Consider the following 16813-nt stretch of genomic DNA (forward strand, 5'->3'; position numbering starts at 1 on the left):
GTGACCGCTATGAACCAACAGGCAACACCCACTATTTTGACGCGAATTCTTGCCCGCAAGGATCAGGAAGTCGCCGAGCGCCAGCAGGCGGTATCCGAGACGGATTTGCTCGCGCTTGCCAAGCAGCAGAGTGATCCGCGCGGGTTCATCAACGCGCTTAATCAGCGTATTGCGGTCGGTGACCCGGCGATTATTGCCGAAGTTAAAAAGGCGTCGCCCTCCAAAGGCGTCATTCGAGAAGAGTTTCATCCGGCGGATATCGCCAAAAGCTACGCTCAAGGCGGTGCGGCCTGCTTGTCCGTACTAACCGATGCGGACTTTTTCCAGGGGCATGAAGACTATTTGATCGTCTCGCGGGACGTCTGCGAGCTGCCGGTTATTCGCAAAGACTTTATTACCCACGGTTACCAGGTCTCTGAAGCACGCGCCATTGGAGCCGACTGTATTTTGCTGATTGTCGCCGCACTGGATGATGCCAGGCTGCTTGACTTGCATCAGCAGGCCAATCAACTGGGAATGGATGTGTTGGTAGAAGTCCATGATGCCGATGAGCTAACGCGTGCGCTTAAGCTTGATTTGGCGTTGGTAGGCATTAACAACCGTAACCTGCACACGTTCGATACCAGCCTCAACACGACGCTGGATTTACTGGCGCATATTCCTGAAAACGTAACCGTTATTACTGAGTCGGGTATCCATACTCAGGCGGATGTTCAGTTAATGCGGGATCACCACGTTAATGGTTTTTTGGTTGGGGAGGCTTTTATGCGCCAAGCCGACCCTGGCCTGGCGCTTAAAAAGCTGTTCTTCTAAGCCTTGTTAATCCCTGGGGTGTTCGCCCGCGCTGCGTAAGGCATAAAGCAGGGCTTGCAGCGGGTGGTGAAGCGTTTGTTCTGAAAAACGCTTCACCTGGCTGCGGCACGAATACCCCGTGGCCAGCAGCCTGTCGGTGTTTTCCTCTGCCTCGACCTGGGGTTGCCAGGATTGGGCGTAGATGGTTTTGGACGTTTCGGCGTTGCGCGTTTCATGGCCGTAGGTGCCGGACATTCCACAGCAGCCGGTATTGATCAGCTCCAACGGCAGGCCAAATGCAGCAAATACTTGCTGCCACGCCTTCGGGCTTCCGGGGGCGTTGGTTTTTTCGGTGCAGTGCGAAAGCAGCTTAAAGCCAGGGGCATTGGGGGATAGCTGTCGGGGTGCCAGGGTGGGCAGTCGGATAGCCAGCCACTCCTGCAGCATCAATACCTCGGGCACGGCGTCGGGTCCCAGCGCTTTCACGTACTCCTGACGGTAGGTCAGGGTCATCGCCGGGTCGATCCCCACCATGGGCACCTCAAACTCGCGCAACGCCCGCAGGCGTTTCGCCTGCTTTTCGGCCGTACGCTCAAACGCACCCAAAAAGCCCTGGACGTGTAGCGGTTTGCCGTTGGCGCTATAGGGCATCACAAACACGCGCAAGTTGAGCCGTGAGAGCAGTTCGACCACGTCCATGACCAGTTTGGCTTCAAAGTGCGTGGTGAACGCATCCTGAACCACAATCACGCTATTGGCGCGCTGCTGGTCGGTGAGCAGAGCAAGCGAGGTGGGCGTGGCTTCCGCTACACCCCAGGCACGCAGCTGCTTTTTAACACTGGCGCGAGAGAGCTGCGGCGAGTCGCTCATCCCCACGCTACGGCGCATCAGCGTTTCCACCCAGCGCTGGCCCATCACGGCGTTATACAGTGGCGCTGCCCTGGCAAGCGTGGGCAGCATGAACTCTGTGCTGCCTATTACGTAGTCGCGCAGGGGGCGTAAATAGCGCCCGTGATACACCTCCAAGAACTGCGAACGGAACTGCGGCACGTTGACCTTAATGGGGCATTGCCCCGCACAGGATTTACATGCCAAGCAGCCGGCCATGGCGTCGTAGACCTGATGAGAGTAGTCATGATGCTGCCGGCGGCTGAACGTATTCGCCAGGCGTTTTGGAAAGTGTTTAACAAAGCCCCATCGGCCTTCCGCCTTTTTCTTGCGCGACTCCTCGACCACGTCAATGCCCGCCTGGGATTGCAGACGTAGCCATTCACGCATCAGGCTGGCGCGCCCCTTGGGCGAGTGAATACGGTTGCGGGTCGCCTTCCACGAGGGGCACATGGGGTCGTCCACATCGTAGTTGTAGCAGGCGCCGTTACCGTTGCAGTACACCGCTGCGTCATAGGCCTGCCAGGCGCGCTCATCAATGGTGCGGTCCAGCTGGCCGCGCATCGGCACTGCGTCGATGCTTAGCAGGTCCGGGTCGCTGTCTTTGGCAATCAGCGCGCCGTTCTCTGCCGGTGAAGCGATCTTGCCAGGATTAAGCTGGTTAAACGGGTCAAACGCGGCCTTGACCCGCTGCAGGCTGGGGTAAAGCTCGCCAAAAAATTTGGGTGCATACTCGGAGCGTACCCCTTTGCCGTGCTCACCCCACAACAATCCGCCGTATTTTTGGGTCAGGGCGGCGACTTCATCGGAGATGTCCCGAATCAGCACTTCCTGGGCCGGGTCTTTCATGTCCAGCGCGGGGCGCACATGCAGTACGCCCGCATCGACATGCCCAAACATGCCGTAAGCGAGCCCACGCGCGTCCAGCGCGGCGCGGAACTCGCTAATAAAATCGGCCAGATGTTCTGGTGGTACCGCGGTATCTTCAACAAACGGCAGAGGGCGCTTCTCACCCTGCACATTGCCCAAAAGGCCCACCGAGCGTTTGCGCATGCCGTAAACCGCGCTGATCTGCTCACGGCCTTCGGCCAGGGTATAGCCTAATCGCGTGACCGTGGCATCCTGGTTCAAGTGACGCGTAAAGGCCTCTACCTGCTCGGCCAGCGCCGCAGGGTCGTCGTCGCTAAACTCGACCAGGTTGATACCCCGAATCGGTATGTCGCTCTCGGGGAAGAACTCGGCCACGCTGTCCCACACAAAATCGGCCATGGCGAGCGTGAGCACCGTATCGTCGATGGTTTCGATCGACACAGGCCTGGCGCTGGCCATCAGCGTTTTGGCATCGCGCAGCGCATCCATAAAGCTTGTATAGCGTACGTTGACCAGGGTGGCGTGCAGGGGGATGGGCAGTACGTTCAACACGGCTTCGTTCAGAAACCCCAGCGAGCCTTCCGAGCCACACAGCAGGCTGTTGAGATCAAGTGCATGCTGGTCGTTGCGCAGGTGGGCCAGGTCGTAACCGGTCAGGCAGCGGTTAAGCGGCGGAAAGGTCGCCTCAATCAGTTCGCGCTGCTGATCAATAATGCTGGCCGCTGTGCGGTGCACCTGTCCAATAATACCGTCCTGCTGGCAGGCCTGCTGTTCCTCATCGGCACTGAGTGCCCGGCTATGCAGATGCTGGCCACCCAGCAGTACCGTGTCGAGTTCCAGCACGTGGTCACGGGTTTTTCCGTAAGCACAGCTACCCTGACCGCTGGCATCGGTCGAGATCATGCCGCCGATGGTCGCTCGATTGGAAGTCGAAAGCTCTGGGGCAAAAAACAGCCCGTAGGGCTTTAAGGCGGCATTCAACTGATCCTTCACGACTCCCGCTTGAACGCGTACCCGACGGTTCTCGACATCAATGTCCAGCACCTGATTCATGTGCCTGGAGATATCCACCACGATGCCATCGGTAAGCGACTGACCGTTGGTACCGGTGCCGCCGCCTCTTGGCGTTAACACCACCTCGCGGTAAGGCACTTCAGAGGCCAGTTTGGCCAGGCATTCCAGGTCTTCTGCATGGCGGGGAAACACCGCCGCCTGGGGCAGACGCTGATAGATCGAGTTGTCGGTTGCCAGCACCGTGCGGTGGGCATAGTCAGGGGCAATCTCACCATCGAAGCCGCGTGTTTTAAGGGCTTCCAGAAAGCGCAGGTAGTGGGAGGCCAAGCGTTCAAACGGGGCGGTCCGAGAGTCCAGCGATGCAATCATAATCGTTCAAGCCGTCAGTGCCGGGGCATCAAAAAAAGAGAGCGCTACTTTACCTCACTGCCTGCCTGGCTGCACCCTGCGCTAAACATGCTAGCTCAAAGCTTCTTTTACCAGGGCGGCAGAAGCAGGTGACATGGGCAGTGTCAGGGCTAATTCATGCGCTTGGGGTGACATCTTGCGCCAGGTTTTTTGAATAATTCGCACCATATGGTCATGTTCGACCTTGCGCGAGAAATCGGCAAAATAGTTTTCCAAAAATACCAGACAGGCGCAGTCTTCAAGTGTCTGTACATCGGCATCACGTCCGAGGCCCTTTTTGGTGATGAGTGTGATAACTCGCTCGGCGTCCTCTGCGCTATAGCCTGCTTCACGCATTAATTGAGCGGCCGTGTCGCCCGCGCGGATACCCTGGTCGCGTCGCCAGGTTAAGTAGCCTACTCGACCTTCAGGGTACGCTTCGCGCGCTACCTGCCAGCGCTGCAAGTGCTGGGCGCGGACAGCAATCTGTAAGCACTCGCTGGGTGTCTGGTTAAGGTGAGCAAGCCATTTGCTCATGCGCTGTGCGTAAAGCAGCTCGGCGGGGAGCGGCTCATCGGCCACGTTGGTCGTTTTGGGGTCTTCGCTGTGAAGCTGGTCCAGCGCAGTTAATACCTGTTCAAGGCGGTGGGGCATGATGCTCTCCTGGTTAGCTGTCGCGATACTCTGCAACGGTCTCGTCGCAGAGTATTCTGGCGTGGGGCGGGCGGTCAGGCTTTATTATCGGCGTTATAAACGTCGAGGTTCAATTCGCCTTCGCTTTTACCTACCAGGGTGGTGACCATAATGTCGCCCGCCACGTTAACGCTGGTGCGCGCCATATCGAGAATACGGTCGATGCCTGCTACGACGGCGATGGCCTCAAGCGGTAAGCCAATTTGAGCCATCACGATAGAGAGCATGATAAGACCCGCACCGGGTACGCCCGCGGTGCCAATGGAAGCAAGCGTGCCGGTGGCGACAATCATGCCATAGTCGACCAGGCTCAGCTCAATACCCAGCATTTGGGCAATAAACAGTACGACGACGCCCTGGTAAAGCGCTGTACCATCCATATTAATGGTCGCGCCCACCGGCAGTACAAAGCTTGAAACGCCTTCAGATACGCCCAGGTTTTTCTGTGCACAGCGAATCGATACCGGCAGTGATCCTGCCGAAGAGGCGGAGGAGAACGCTATCATCATGGCGTCCAAGCTACCCTGGAGATAACGCACTGGATTAAGCCGCCCCAATAGGCGAATAAAGCCTGAATAAATCACCAGAACATGCAGCGCACAGGCCAAATACACCACGCCAATCAGCTTGGCGAGTGGTAACAGGATTTCCAGCCCGTATTGGCCAGATACATGCGCCATTAGGCCAAACACCCCAAAAGGTGCAAAGGCCATGACGATGCCCGTGAGCTTGTACATTGCCTCGGCAAAGCTATCGAACACCACGACCAGTGCTTCACCCTTTTCACCAATCAGAGTCAGTGAAATGCCCAAGCCAATCGCAAATACAATAATTTGCAAAATGTTGCCGTTGGCCAGCGCATCAATGGGGTTGCGGGGCACCAGGTTAATCAAAATGGATGCCAGGGTAGGCGCCTCGCTTGCATTCACGCTGCTATCAAAACTGATGTTAACGCCTGCTCCAGGCTGTAGCAGTGTCGAAAGCAACAACCCGATACTGATAGCAAAGGCCGTGGTCAAAAGATAAAGGCCGATGGTACGGGCGCCAATGCGACCCATTTTTTGCGGGTCGCGCATCGACGTAATGCCGACCACTAGTGTTGAGAACACTAGCGGTACGATCAGCATCATGATCGCGTTGATAAAAATATCGCCCAGCGGCTTAAAGATGCTGGCGTTTTCACCCAGTAGTGCGCCCGCCGCTATCCCTAGCGCTAAACCTGCGAGAATTTTCTTCCAGAGGGCGATGCCTCTCCACCAGCCGAAGGCGCCTTGTGATGTGCTCACGGATCTCTCTCCTTGGAGTTTTATTTACGGTTGATCAATAGCAGGATTACGATTCGGCGCGCACTTTATCACTTTTTAGTAAGAAGGGCGGGGGCTTGTAATGGGCGAAGTGAGCGCTTACGGGCGGCCGCGGCTTCGAAGCAGCCTCTGGTTATTTACCCGACGACGTGAGTTGCCGGGCACGTTGCTATAACGCCCCATAGCTCCCCGCCGTGCTTTTGCCTACAATAGGGGCCTTTGATACTGGCGTTTGGCGCCGTGTTTAACTGAATACAGGCCAAGGAATAACTCATGCTCGATCCGAAACTGCTGCGCGGTGATCTGGACGCGCTAGCGCAACAACTAGCTCGTCGCGGCTTTGTACTGGATAAAGAGGGGCTTCAGACGCTGGAGTCGCGCCGCCGTGAATTGCAAACGCAGACCGAGCAACTGCAAAGCGAGCGTAATACGCGCTCAAAAGCCATTGGCAAGGCCAAAGCTAGTGGCGAAGATATCCAGCCGCTGTTGGATGAAGTCAGCGATTTAGGCGATCGTCTGGATAATGCCAAGTGTGAGTTGGCCGAGGTGCAAGCGGCCTGGGATGACGCGGTCAGCGGTATTCCTAACCTGCCCCATGAAAGCGTGCCGGAAGGTGAAAAAGAAGAAGACAACGTTGAACTGCACCGTTGGGGTACACCACGTGAGTTCGATTTTGACGTGCTCGATCATGTCGATTTAGGCAAAAAATCCGGTTATCTGGATTTTGAATTGGCCGTTAAACTGACCGGTGCCCGCTTTGCCGTTATGCGTGGGCCCATTGCTCGTCTGCACCGTGCGCTGGCTCAATTTATGCTGGATACCCAAACCGAGAAGCACGGCTATGAAGAGTGCTACGTGCCCTATATGGTGAACCGCGACTCACTAACCGGCACCGGCCAGCTGCCGAAGTTTGGCGAAGACCTGTTCAAGCTGGATGATGAGCGCGAGTACTACTTGATTCCTACTTCTGAGGTGCCGCTCACCAACTTTGTGCGTGATGAGATTGTGGATCAAGCGGCATTGCCGATGAAGCTTACGGCGCACACGCCGTGTTTTCGTAGCGAGGCCGGTTCGCACGGGCGTGATACTCGCGGCATGATCCGTCAGCATCAGTTTGATAAAGTGGAAATGGTGCAGATTGTAGAACCAGAGAAGAGCTATGAAGCGCTGGATGAAATGCGTGGTCATGCAGAGGCGATCTTACAAGCGTTAGAGTTGCCGTACCGCGTAGTGACTCTTTGCACGGGCGATATGGGCTTTGGCGCGGCGAAGACCTACGACCTGGAAGTCTGGCTGCCCAGCCAGAGCACTTATCGGGAAATTTCGTCTGTTTCCAACTGCGAAGACTTTCAGGCGCGGCGCATGCAGGCGCGCTTCCGTCAACCGGATGTGAAAAAGCCACAGCTCCTGCATACGTTAAATGGTTCTGGCTTGGCCGTTGGCCGTTGCCTGCTGGCAATACTTGAAAATCACCAGCAGGCAGATGGCTCGGTGGTTATTCCTGAGCCGCTACGTCCCTATCTTGGTGGTCAGGAGCGTCTGGCCCTTTAAGCGTCCATTCGACGTTAACCCCGGCATCAATACGGATGGTGCCGGGGCTGTAATCGCTTTGTGATCCGCTACTGGCCATATCACTCTCAGCCCGCATGGCCATCATGCGGGGCTGAAACATAGGCGCTTGCGTCTCTTCAATACGCTGAACGTGGCCGAGTTCGGTTTCCAGCGTGCTGGCCATCAGGTTGGCTTTGTGGCGAGCTTTCTCCAGTGCTTTTACCAGCGCTTCATCGGTGGCGGCTTCTCTGTCCTGTAAATCAAATTGGACGCCGTCCATTGCATTCACACCCACCCCGATCAGCGCGTTGAGCACATCGCCCAATTGATCAAGGTCGGTTAGTTCTATGCTGAACGGGCGTTCAAGACGCGTGCGTTGGAGCATCTCCTGGTCGCCATTTTCGCTGCGTGGCGCAGCGACATGGTCAGGATAAACGTTCAACGACCCGGCATTGATAGCGCGTCGCTCAATTCCCAGGGCTTCAATGGCTTCGATCAGTTCGCTGGCGCGATTCTCAAGGCGTTCACGGGCTTCTCCTAACGCTTCGCTGTCGGTATCTTCCAGTGAAGAAACGGCAGGCGTGTTTTCCCAAAGGCGCGCTGTGAACGTCGCCTGGTCGGGTTCAACCTCAACCCAAGACTGTGCCTGGACATTTAAGCTGGGCGGTGCAGGCGGGGCCGCAAAGGCGAGGGGAGTGCTCAGAAGCGCCAACAGAGCGCCACTTAAAATTCCATAACGAAAACGCGGTAAACGTGCCGATACTGGGCTCATAGAGAAACTCCTTGAGGTAGAGAAGACTAGCCGGGTACGCGTCAATTAAAAGTATAGACGCTTGCTTGGAATAGCGACTACAGGGAAAGTTCAGCGTAAAAGAGGTGACGCAAAACAGTTGCTTATTATTTGCACGGTTTGTGCAATACCTTTATTACCGCCATTATGTACGGGTAACGAGCTAAGGATAAGGCTATGTCGAAATTATCGGATGAGGATTATCGAAGTATCCCCTTAAATGCCACGTTGGCGCTAGCGGCATTAGTGGTAATTATTGCGGGAATGAAAGGGGGGGCAGATTTACTTGTACCCTTGCTGCTGGCGGTATTTATCGCGGTAGTGTGTACCTCTCCGGTGCAGTGGCTACACCGTTGTGGCCTAAGCATGAGAGTGTCGGCTTTTTTAACCCTGATGGTGTTGTTGGGGTTTCTTTCACTGATTGGCGTGTTGGTCGTCAACAGTTTTAGCACCTTTGTGGCGGCGCTGCCTGATATTGAGGAGCGGCTTTACGAGCACTATTGGGATTTGCTTAATACGCTCGCCATGCATGGCTTCAATATTGACCCTGATGAGCTTAGCGCCGTCTTTTTCAATGAGGATGAGGAAGGCTCTTCTTGGGTGGCAACGCTGTTGGGTGAACTGGGCAACCTGGTGATGCAAAGTATCATCGTGGGGTTGCTGGTTATTTTTATGCTGTTTGAAACGCTGAACCTTCGCCAAAAAGTTTCGCGTGCCTTGGAAAACCCTGCGCCTAGTTTAAAGCGCTTTAGCGAGTTCAGCTTAACGCTAAAGCGCTACTTGGCCGTAAAAACAATGATTAGCCTGGCCACAGCGGTATTAATTTGGCTCTCCTGTGTGATTGTCGGGGTTGATTTCCCATTGCTTTGGGGCGTTCTGGCGTTTGGGCTTAACTTTATCCCTAACATTGGCTCAGCACTTGCGGCTATTCCTCCAGTGCTGCTGCTTCTGGTGTCCCAGGACGGTGGCGCGCTACAGGCGCTGCTGCTGGCGTCCGCTTATCTGGTCATTAACTTTGTACTGGGTAACCTGATTGAACCGCGTGTCATGGGGCAAGCGCTAGGGCTTTCAACGTTTGTGGCGTTTCTTTCGCTGGTTGTTTGGGGGTGGATTTTTGGACCGGCGGGGATGCTGCTATCTGTCGTGTTAACCATGACCCTAAAAATTGCCTTGGATAGCCATCCGCAGACGCGTTGGATTGCTCATTTTCTGGGGCCAGGGAGACACCGCACGGGGCGTTATCTTAGCCAGCAAGATGCAGGTCGCGCACCGTGGAAACGTAAAAATAGTGCTACGCCCGAAGAGCATCTAAAAGAGGGGGAGAGTTAACAGGAGGGACCGCACGGCCACCACCGGTTGTGCCGGCGGTGGCCAATTTCATCAAGCGTTTTGGTCGATGAATTGCGTTAGTTGAGACTTGGATTGCGCGCCTACCAGTGAAGCGACTTTGGTACCAGACTTGAACAGCATAACGGTCGGTACACCGCGTACGCCTTGTTCTGCGGCAATTTCAGGCGCATCGTCAACGTTTACGCTGACCACTTTTAAGTTATCACCGCGCTCGGCAGCCACTTCATCGACAACCGGTGCCATAACTTTACACGGGCCACACCAGGGTGCCCAAAATTTTAGCAGGACAGGCTGGTCGGCGTTGAGGACTTCTTGCTCAAAATTAGCGTTAGTGACGTCAACATTATTAGCCATTTGCTTCTCCCGTTTGCGTTGCTCTTGCAGTGTCGTTGCCTCAAATGGAGCAACGGTCATTACGCGTTAAACCTGCGCACTTTCATTACGCCAAGTCGGCAGATGTTAGCGGGCGCGGCGTTTGCTGGCAAATATCTGCGCTTATTTTTGTGCTTAATTACAAAATTAATAGATGCTAATAGAGATTATCTCTTATAATATAAGTGAATTATAGAATGTTTTTTTATGCCAAATAGTGCTTTGTGGCGAGTGCAAGATAGGCGGTGCCAGCGTTAGATGACCTGCCTGCTATCGGTATAGATAATGAGGTGATGATATGAAGCTACAACAACTTCGCTATATTTGGGAAGTTAACCGACACAACCTAAATGTATCGGCGACCGCTCAAAGCCTGTTTACCTCTCAGCCTGGTATTTCCAAGCAAATACGGCTGTTGGAGGATGAGTTGGGCGTTGAGATTTTCGCGCGTAGCGGAAAACATCTAACCCGGGTAACGCCAGCAGGTCAGTCCATTATTAACCTGGCGGGCCAGGTGCTCAAGCTTACCGAAAATATTAAACAGGTGGCCCAGGAGCATAGCGATGAGCGGCGGGGAAGCTTATCTATTGCGACCACGCATACCCAGGCACGCTATGCACTTCCGCCGATCATCAGTGAATTTACGCTGAAATATCCGGAAGTCGCGCTACATATGCAGCAGGGTACGCCTAAGCAAATTGCTCAAATGGTGAGTGAGGGGCAGGCCGATTTTGCGATTGCCACTGAATCGCTGGAGCTGTTTACAGACTTGGTACTCTTGCCTTGTTACCGCTGGAATCGCTGTATCCTAGTGCCTAAAGGCCACCCACTGGCAGCGCTGAGTGGACCTTTAACGCTGGAAGCGTTGGCAGAACATCCGCTGGTGACGTATGTCTTTGGTTTTACTGGCCGTTCCCAGTTGGATGATGCGTTTAAAGCGAAGGGGTTGACGCCTAACGTTGTGCTAACGGCAGCGGATGCCGACGTGATTAAAACCTATGTGCGGCTCGGCATGGGCGTTGGGATCGTGGCACATATGGCGGTAGACGATAAGTTGGACGGGGATTTAGTCGCGGTGGATGCCAGCCACCTGTTTGCGAGTTCAACGACTAAAATAGGCATTCGCCGGGGCACGTTTATGCGTGGCTATATGTACGATTTCCTGGCGCGCTTTGCCCCACACTTGACGCGAGACCGTGTGGATGAGGCGCTCATTGCTGGCCCACGCTTTGAACAAGCGCTGTTTGAAGGGATAGAGCTGCCCGAGTACTGATAGCTTGTGGCATTGATGTGTGACAAGTGCTTGTTACACGCACTTACCACAAGCACTTATTACAAGTACGGATTGAAAACACTAACGCTTTAAGCGCTCACGTTGTTAGGGGGCATGATGCCAGCGAAACCGCTGGTAAGCCGCTAACAACGTGAGTCGTACGTTTGGCTTGTGGCCTAACCTCGGTGCCAGGTTTCTCAGTACTTGGTCTTTCAGTACCTGGTTTTTCAATGACAGGTTTTCAGAGAAAGGCTTAATGCTGTAGGTGCAAGCCGCACTCGCGTTTTTCCTCCACCTTGGTGGGGTCGAAGTAATCGAAGTTGTTAGGCAGGTCGTGCGCCTGTAAATATTGATACATCTCTTTAGCACTCCAATGCAACACCGGCGCCACTTTAACCAGCCCATCACTGTTACGGCTGACGGGCTGCATTTTGGCCCGTTCGGGCGTGTCTTCTGCACGAAGCGCTGTAAACCATACGTCAGGGCGCATCTCACTTAATGCACGTTCAAACGGCTCGATTTTGACCTCTTGGGTGAAGGCCGCATGGCGTGGGTCATCAATGCCCGGCATGGGGCCTTCGAGCGCTTCACGGTGCGCGCGCGTCCGCTTGGGTATATAGCTGACCATGTTCAGATTCAAGCGCGTTATTAGCTCGTCGGCGAATTGATAAGTGGCTTCGGTATTATAGCCACTGTCCATCCAGACAATCGGCATGTCAGGACGTACCTGTGTCACCATGTGCAGAATAACGGCTTCAAAAGGGCGAAAGTTCGTCGTACAGATCGCCCTTTCGCCTTGTGTTAACGCCCACTCAATAAGTGCTTGTGGGTTCTTGCTAAAATCGTTCTCGGAAAAATCACGATTGATCGCATCTAGCGATGAGGACATGCTGCCTCCTTGTCATATTAATGAACCATACCGCTAGGCTATCAAACTGTCCGCCGTTCCCCCCAATACTGTTTGGTTTGGCTTTTATATTCCTTTTTGATTTAAGTACGGCGGCTGTTATTCCAGTGCCTTAATAAGATGGCGAATTTTATCCAGTGTCTCCACGTACTCTTCCTCAAGTGCTGAGTCGGCAACCAGCCCACCGCCGCCCCACACGTGAAGCCTCCCGGCATCCGCCGCTAACGTACGAATAGTAATAGAGGTGTCCATGCTGCCACGTATATCAACGTATCCCATGCTTCCGCAGTACACGCTGCGCTGACACGGCTCAAGCTCGGCGATAATCTGCATGGCGCGAACCTTGGGCGCGCCGGTAATCGACCCGCCGGGAAAGGCCGCCGCCAATAAGGCAAGAGGGGAGGCGCCGGACGCGAGCTGTCCGCGCACTACGCTCACCAGATGATGCACATTAGGGTAGCTTTCCAGCTTGCAGAGTTGGGGCACATTGATACTGCCCGGCTTACATACACGGCCCAGGTCATTGCGCAGTAAATCAACGATCATGACGTTTTCAGCACGATCTTTAAGGCTGCTGGTTAGATCATTGGCCAGAGCAAGATCCTCACCAGCCGTAGCGCCCCGTGGACGGGTGCCTTTTATAGGACGAGCCTCAACCGCGCCATTACTGCTTTTGATAAACCGCTCGGGTGAAAGAGAGAGGACGGCCTGTTGGCCCCAAGCCATGAAGCCTGAAAACGGTGTGGGCGTGGCGTTGCGTAAGCGTAAATAGGCCTGCCATTCATCGCCCTGGTAGGCAGCAGAAAAGCGCTGGGCGAGGTTAATCTGATAACAGTCGCCCGCCAGAATATAGCGCTGAACGGCTTTGAAGCGTTCAGCGTAATCGCTCTGGCTAAGCTCTGCTTGAAAGGGTTCGGTTAAGGCAAAAGGAGGGCGTTTGGGCGGCGCCTGGTCTAGCCACTCTAGAACCTGCTCTCGACGCTGCGCGGTGGCTACCAGCCACGCCCGCTTTGCTACGTGGTCAAGGGTGATGCACCAGTCATAAAGGCCCAGGCGCGCCTGAGGTAGGTGAGTCACCTGAGGTTGTTGGTGGGTCGCCAGCGAGCGCCCAAGGTCATAGCCCCAGTAGCCTATCAGCCCGCCCATAAAGGGCAGCTCGCTATGTAAGGCGTGTTGATCAACCTCTGTAGCCTGGTGCGGTAGCTGATTTAACAGCCACTGCTGCTGAGCAAAGCAATCGCCTGGCGGTAGAGCCGCTATATTGAGCTGTTTACTCGTGAGCACTGACTTGCCTGTGGCGTCCACTTCCAGCGTCGCTAAGGGGTCGCTGCTCAGAATATCGTAGCGCCCTTGAGCGACGGGGCGGCCACTATCCAAAAGTACTGCACCTGGGCGTTGGCGAAGCGAATCAAACAGCGCTAACGGGTCAGAAGAATAGGGCAGCGTAAATATCGACAATGCCGTGGTCATGGAGCAAACGCCTCGCCGGTAAAAGGCTGCTCATTTTAGAGGGCGTTGAAGGCCGACACCAGCAATGTAATCGATGTGCTTCAAACGGTTTTAGCGAGATTGTTGACACTAGTGAGAGGGGTAGACTTTTTGCTTACAACCAAAGATGCATAAAATCGCCATTATTCTATGATTGACGCTAGAAAGGCGCACAGCTAAAGTTTGAACACTTTCCTAATTGTCGACAATTCGCCATGAGTTCATCTATTAGCGCCCCTTATTCTGTTGATTCGTCGCTTGAAATAGCGCCGCCTGAAGTGCGCACGCTAGCCGAGCGGGTATTTCATCAACTGCAAAGCGATATTGTGCGTGGCGTCTTGGCGCCAGGCAGCAAAATCACTGAGCCCGGGCTTTCAAAAACGTACGGCATTTCTCGTGGTCCGCTTCGCGAAGCCATGCGGCGTTTAGAGTCTCATCGCTTGATTGAGCGCGTACCTCACGTCGGCGCACGCGTCGTTAAGCTCTCTATGAAAGAGCTGATAGAGCTGTTTGATGTACGCGAAGCGTTGGAAAGCATGGCCGCAAGGCTAGCAGCGGAGCACATGTCGGCAGAGGAAATACAAGGCCTTCGTGATGTGCTGGCACTGCACGAAGGGCAGGCCGATTTACAGCGCGGTGAAGCTTACTATCAGCGTGAGGGTGATCTCGACTTTCATTACCGCATTGTGCAAGGCAGCCACAACAAGATGCTAATGAGCCTGCTGTGCAATGACTTGTACTACCTGGTGCGCCTTTATCGTACACAGTTTAGTGCCAGCGGTACGCGCCCGCAGCGTGCCTTTGTTGAGCACCACCGGATCGTGGACGCCATTGAAGCAGGCGACGCCGAACTTGCTGAGCTATTAATGCGCCGCCACGTCAGTGCCTCGCGTGCCAATGTGGCCGACCGTTATGCCGCGATTCTTAAACAGCAATCATCTGAGCCTGCCGAGGAACGGCAGGCCACTACCCTTCAGGAGACACGCTAATGTCAACGCTCACCCCAGGCGCCCGTTTTAAAGCCGCCCTTGACGCCCAGCGCCCGCTGGCCATTTTAGGCACTATTAACGCGTATACGGCGATGATGGCTGAACGTGTCGGCCATCAGGCGATCTACCTTTCCGGCGGTGGGGTGGCAAATGCCTCGTTTGGCCTGCCTGATTTAGGGATGACCAGCATGAACGATGTCGCCGAGGATGCGCGCCGTATCTGTGGTGCAACGGACCTGCCGTTGCTGGTGGATATTGATACCGGATGGGGCGGCGCGTTCAATATTGCCCGTACAGTGAAAGAGATGCAGCGTGCTGGCGTCGCCGCCGTTCATCTGGAGGACCAGGTGGCGCAAAAACGTTGTGGTCATCGACCCAACAAGGCAATTGTTTCCCAGGCTGAGATGGTTGATCGCATTAAAGCGGCCGCCGATGCCCGAATAGATCCCGATTTTTATCTGATTGCACGCACCGATGCTTTTCAAAAAGAGGGCCTGGACGCGGCTATTGAGCGCGCCAATGCCTGCGTTGAAGCCGGTGCGGATGCCATCTTTGCTGAAGCCGTATACACCCTTTCTGATTACCAGGCATTCTGCGAGCGAGTGGATGCCCCGATTCTGGCCAATATCACTGAGTTTGGTGCGACGCCGCTCTTTACTCAAGCCGAGCTTGGCGAGGTTGGTTGTCGCATGGTGCTTTACCCGCTCTCTGCGTTTCGAGCGATGAACGCTGCTGCCCTGAATGTCTATCAAAGCATTCTGGATAATGGCCATCAAAAAGAAGTCGTTAACACCATGCAGACGCGCGATGAACTCTACGATTTCCTCAACTATCACGATTTCGAGCAGAAACTGGATGCGTTGTTCGCCGAAAAGGGCGAAGAGCCGCAATGAGGCGCGCACGACAACACGGTTATCTGCAATTAATGATAGGTACAACGATAAGCACACCAGGAGACTCGTCATGGCTGATAAACCGCTAGCGGGAGCAGGGCTGCGTGGACAAAGTGCGGGAACTACCGCCTTGTGTACTGTTGGAAAGACTGGCTCGGGCCTAACGTACCGTGGCTTTGATATCAAAGAGCTGGCTGAAAAGGCTAAATTTGAAGAAGTAGCGTACCTGCTCTTGAAAGGTAAATTGCCCAATCAGGCAGAGCTTGACGACTACATCCGCAAATTAAAGGGCTTGCGTGGGTTGCCCGATGCGCTGAAAACGGTGCTTGAGAAAATTCCGAAAGATGCTCACCCGATGGATGTCATGCGGACCGGCACGTCCATGCTGGGCAATCTGGAAACCGAAGAGAGTTTTGACGAGCAGCAGGACGTTGCTGATCGGCTGCTGGCCGTGTTGCCTTCGATCATTTGCTACTGGTATCGCTACTCTCATGACGGAGTGCGGATTGATACCCAAACCGACGCTGCATCGGTTGGCGGGCATTTCTTGCATCTACTGCGTGGCGAGCCGGCCTCTGAGCTCCATGCGCGAGTGATGAACGTATCGCTTATTTTATATGCCGAGCATGAGTTTAACGCCTCTACCTTTACCGCCCGGGTGTGTGCCTCAACGCTTTCTGATATGCACTCTTGCGTCACTGGCGCCATCGGTTCGCTGCGTGGCCCACTGCATGGCGGTGCCAATGAAGCGGCCATGGCGATGATCGAAAACTGGCAATCGCCGGAAGAAGCCGAAAGCCAGATCATGGGTATGCTTGAGCGCAAAGACAAAATCATGGGCTTTGGCCACGCGATTTATCGCGAGTCTGATCCACGCAACGAGATCATCAAGCAGTGGGCCAAAAAGCTTGCCGATGACGTAGGCGATACGGTGCTTTATCCCGTATCTGAAAGGGTCGAAGAAGTGATGTGGCGTGAGAAAAAGCTGTTCTGCAACGCAGACTTCTTCCATGCCAGCGCCTATCACTTTATGGATATCCCCACCAAGCTGTTCACACCAATTTTTGTCATGTCCCGGCTAACGGGCTGGGCCGCACATGTCTTTGAACAGCGGGCCAATAACCGGATTATCCGTCCCAGCGCCGACTACATCGGTCCTGAAAAAAGCGAATGGGTCCCCATTGAGGCGCGTGATTAATCAGCGTGCGGCCCGGCAGCTTGCTTGCCGGGCGTTTTTTTAGCTCCCTTTTCA

At 54.6% G+C, this 16813-nt stretch carries 14 protein-coding genes; 7 read left to right on the forward strand and 7 right to left on the reverse strand.

Going from position 1 to position 16813, the window contains the following annotated elements:
- Window positions 1-9: 9 nt before the first annotated feature.
- The gene (gene trpC / locus ACT3TC_RS06170; RefSeq protein ID WP_444639489.1) at window positions 10-813 is read left to right on the forward strand and encodes an indole-3-glycerol phosphate synthase TrpC; all 804 of its coding nucleotides are present in this window, start codon (window positions 10-12) and stop codon (window positions 811-813) included.
- 6 nt (window positions 814-819) lie between these two features.
- Here the strand turns inward: trpC and ydiJ are convergent, their stop codons facing one another.
- From ydiJ to ACT3TC_RS06185, 3 genes are all read right to left on the reverse strand, one after another.
- The gene (gene ydiJ / locus ACT3TC_RS06175; RefSeq protein ID WP_444639490.1) at window positions 820-3933 is read right to left on the reverse strand and encodes a D-2-hydroxyglutarate dehydrogenase YdiJ; all 3114 of its coding nucleotides are present in this window, start codon (window positions 3931-3933) and stop codon (window positions 820-822) included.
- A 90-nt stretch (window positions 3934-4023) separates the two neighbouring features.
- Window positions 4024-4605, reverse strand: a complete 582-nt coding sequence (locus tag ACT3TC_RS06180; protein WP_444639491.1) for a DUF4202 domain-containing protein — start codon at window positions 4603-4605, stop codon at window positions 4024-4026.
- A gap of 74 nt (window positions 4606-4679) precedes the next feature.
- Window positions 4680-5930: a dicarboxylate/amino acid:cation symporter gene (locus tag ACT3TC_RS06185; protein WP_172117091.1), complete on the reverse strand. Its 1251-nt coding sequence runs from the start codon at window positions 5928-5930 to the stop codon at window positions 4680-4682.
- Window positions 5931-6221: 291 nt separating this feature from the next.
- Between ACT3TC_RS06185 and serS the strand changes: the two genes are divergently transcribed.
- Window positions 6222-7499: a serine--tRNA ligase gene (gene serS / locus ACT3TC_RS06190; protein ID WP_444639492.1), complete on the forward strand. Its 1278-nt coding sequence runs from the start codon at window positions 6222-6224 to the stop codon at window positions 7497-7499.
- Here the strand turns inward: serS and ACT3TC_RS06195 are convergent.
- A complete protein-coding gene (locus tag ACT3TC_RS06195) occupies window positions 7444-8271 on the reverse strand; it encodes an SIMPL domain-containing protein (protein WP_193057097.1) in 828 nt (275 codons plus the stop codon). The two genes, serS and ACT3TC_RS06195, sit on opposite strands and share 56 nt — an antisense overlap.
- 195 nt (window positions 8272-8466) lie before the next feature.
- On the opposite strand from ACT3TC_RS06195, the gene ACT3TC_RS06200 reads away from it, so the two are divergent.
- Entirely contained in the window at window positions 8467-9618 is a 1152-nt protein-coding gene (locus ACT3TC_RS06200) for an AI-2E family transporter (protein WP_444639493.1), read from the forward strand.
- Window positions 9619-9669: 51 nt separating this feature from the next.
- Here ACT3TC_RS06200 and trxA read toward each other — a convergent pair whose 3' ends face one another.
- Window positions 9670-10053, reverse strand: a complete 384-nt coding sequence (gene trxA / locus ACT3TC_RS06205) for a thioredoxin (protein WP_140398967.1) — start codon at window positions 10051-10053, stop codon at window positions 9670-9672.
- A gap of 256 nt (window positions 10054-10309) precedes the next feature.
- Between trxA and cysB the strand changes: the two genes are divergently transcribed.
- Window positions 10310-11284, forward strand: coding sequence for an HTH-type transcriptional regulator CysB (gene cysB / locus ACT3TC_RS06210; protein WP_172117087.1), 975 nt, complete (start codon window positions 10310-10312; stop codon window positions 11282-11284).
- A gap of 253 nt (window positions 11285-11537) precedes the next feature.
- Here the strand turns inward: cysB and ACT3TC_RS06215 are convergent, their stop codons facing one another.
- Together ACT3TC_RS06215 and pabB are read right to left on the reverse strand one after the other, a co-directional pair.
- On the reverse strand, window positions 11538-12173 hold the full coding sequence (locus ACT3TC_RS06215) for a phosphoadenosine phosphosulfate reductase domain-containing protein (protein ID WP_193054878.1): 636 nt from the start codon (window positions 12171-12173) through the stop codon (window positions 11538-11540).
- A gap of 117 nt (window positions 12174-12290) precedes the next feature.
- A complete protein-coding gene (pabB, locus tag ACT3TC_RS06220; RefSeq protein WP_444639494.1) occupies window positions 12291-13661 on the reverse strand; it encodes an aminodeoxychorismate synthase component I in 1371 nt (456 codons plus the stop codon).
- Between the two features lie 233 nt (window positions 13662-13894).
- Here pabB and ACT3TC_RS06225 point away from each other — a divergent pair, with 233 nt between their 5' ends.
- From ACT3TC_RS06225 to prpC, 3 genes are all read left to right on the forward strand, one after another.
- Window positions 13895-14668, forward strand: a complete 774-nt coding sequence (locus ACT3TC_RS06225) for a GntR family transcriptional regulator (protein WP_193057101.1) — start codon at window positions 13895-13897, stop codon at window positions 14666-14668.
- Window positions 14668-15561, forward strand: a complete 894-nt coding sequence (gene prpB, locus ACT3TC_RS06230; protein ID WP_087106685.1) for a methylisocitrate lyase — start codon at window positions 14668-14670, stop codon at window positions 15559-15561. The genes ACT3TC_RS06225 and prpB overlap by 1 nt, the downstream gene beginning before the upstream one ends.
- Window positions 15562-15631: 70 nt before the next feature.
- Window positions 15632-16759 carry a bifunctional 2-methylcitrate synthase/citrate synthase gene (gene prpC / locus ACT3TC_RS06235; protein ID WP_444639495.1) on the forward strand — a complete coding sequence of 376 codons (1128 nt, stop codon included), beginning with the start codon at window positions 15632-15634 and terminating at the stop codon, window positions 16757-16759.
- The last annotated feature ends 54 nt before the right edge of the window (window positions 16760-16813 follow it).

Source organism: Halomonas sp. AOP27-A1-41 (genome assembly GCF_052378605.1).
GTDB classification, from domain to species: Bacteria; Pseudomonadota; Gammaproteobacteria; order Pseudomonadales; family Halomonadaceae; genus Vreelandella; species Vreelandella citrativorans.

What these genes read in the sequence shown, in the direction of transcription:
- trpC (WP_444639489.1), top strand. Translation starts at nt 10, where the DNA reads ATGAACCAACAGGCAACACCCACTATTTTGACGCGAATTCTTGCCCGC.
- ydiJ (WP_444639490.1), bottom strand. Translation starts at nt 3,933, where the DNA reads ATGATTGCATCGCTGGACTCTCGGACCGCCCCGTTTGAACGCTTGGCC.
- ACT3TC_RS06180 (WP_444639491.1), bottom strand. Translation starts at nt 4,605, where the DNA reads ATGCCCCACCGCCTTGAACAGGTATTAACTGCGCTGGACCAGCTTCAC.
- serS (WP_444639492.1), top strand. Translation starts at nt 6,222, where the DNA reads ATGCTCGATCCGAAACTGCTGCGCGGTGATCTGGACGCGCTAGCGCAA.
- ACT3TC_RS06195 (WP_193057097.1), bottom strand. Translation starts at nt 8,271, where the DNA reads ATGAGCCCAGTATCGGCACGTTTACCGCGTTTTCGTTATGGAATTTTA.
- ACT3TC_RS06200 (WP_444639493.1), top strand. Translation starts at nt 8,467, where the DNA reads ATGTCGAAATTATCGGATGAGGATTATCGAAGTATCCCCTTAAATGCC.
- trxA (WP_140398967.1), bottom strand. Translation starts at nt 10,053, where the DNA reads ATGACCGTTGCTCCATTTGAGGCAACGACACTGCAAGAGCAACGCAAA.
- cysB (WP_172117087.1), top strand. Translation starts at nt 10,310, where the DNA reads ATGAAGCTACAACAACTTCGCTATATTTGGGAAGTTAACCGACACAAC.
- ACT3TC_RS06215 (WP_193054878.1), bottom strand. Translation starts at nt 12,173, where the DNA reads ATGTCCTCATCGCTAGATGCGATCAATCGTGATTTTTCCGAGAACGAT.
- pabB (WP_444639494.1), bottom strand. Translation starts at nt 13,661, where the DNA reads ATGACCACGGCATTGTCGATATTTACGCTGCCCTATTCTTCTGACCCG.
- ACT3TC_RS06225 (WP_193057101.1), top strand. Translation starts at nt 13,895, where the DNA reads ATGAGTTCATCTATTAGCGCCCCTTATTCTGTTGATTCGTCGCTTGAA.
- prpB (WP_087106685.1), top strand. Translation starts at nt 14,668, where the DNA reads ATGTCAACGCTCACCCCAGGCGCCCGTTTTAAAGCCGCCCTTGACGCC.
- prpC (WP_444639495.1), top strand. Translation starts at nt 15,632, where the DNA reads ATGGCTGATAAACCGCTAGCGGGAGCAGGGCTGCGTGGACAAAGTGCG.